Origin of the sequence: Pseudoalteromonas luteoviolacea (genome assembly GCF_001696455.1) — a bacterium.
Classification (GTDB): Bacteria; Pseudomonadota; Gammaproteobacteria; order Enterobacterales; family Alteromonadaceae; genus Pseudoalteromonas; species Pseudoalteromonas luteoviolacea_C.
Map to the genome: position 1 here is coordinate 1 of NZ_MAUJ01000048.1, position 565 is coordinate 565.

The 565-nt window shown below is 41.8% G+C and carries 1 protein-coding gene; it reads left to right on the top strand.

The window, feature by feature from the left end; genetic code table 11:
- Positions 1-565 (top strand): IS3 family transposase (locus A7985_RS25425; protein WP_065793157.1); only part of this gene is annotated, 565 nt, incomplete at both ends.

A 565-nucleotide genomic window follows, 5' to 3' on the forward strand; every position in this document is an offset into this window, starting at 1 on the left:
GTTGAGCGAGTGTATAACATGCTTAAACTTAACCTTAGACGAAAAGGAAAACGCCGTGTACCAACACGCTCACCGGAGCCATTAAGCGCACCGAGCAAACATAATGACTCGTGGTCGATGGATTTTATGAGCGATGTGCTCAACTACGGACATCGTTTTAGAACACTGAATATACTGGATGATTACAACCGCCAAGCATTAGCGATTGAGGTTGATACAAGCCTTACGGCTGAACGAGTTATTCGGGTGTTGGAACGGGTCATTGCATGGCGCGGAAAACCAAAACAAATTCGAGTGGATAATGGTCCTGAATTTACATCGAGTGCTCTGGAAAATTGGGCTGCTGAAAAGTGCATAAAACTTGAGTTTATTAAACCTGGTAGTCCATATCAGAACGGTTTTGTTGAGCGATTTAATCGCAGCTATCGAGAAGAAGTATTGGATTTATATCTGTTTGAATCACTTCAACAAGCTCTTGATATTACAGATGAATGGTTAGATATTTATAATTATGAACGGCCTCACGATGCACTAGGAGATCAAACTCCAATGAGCTATCTTGAGG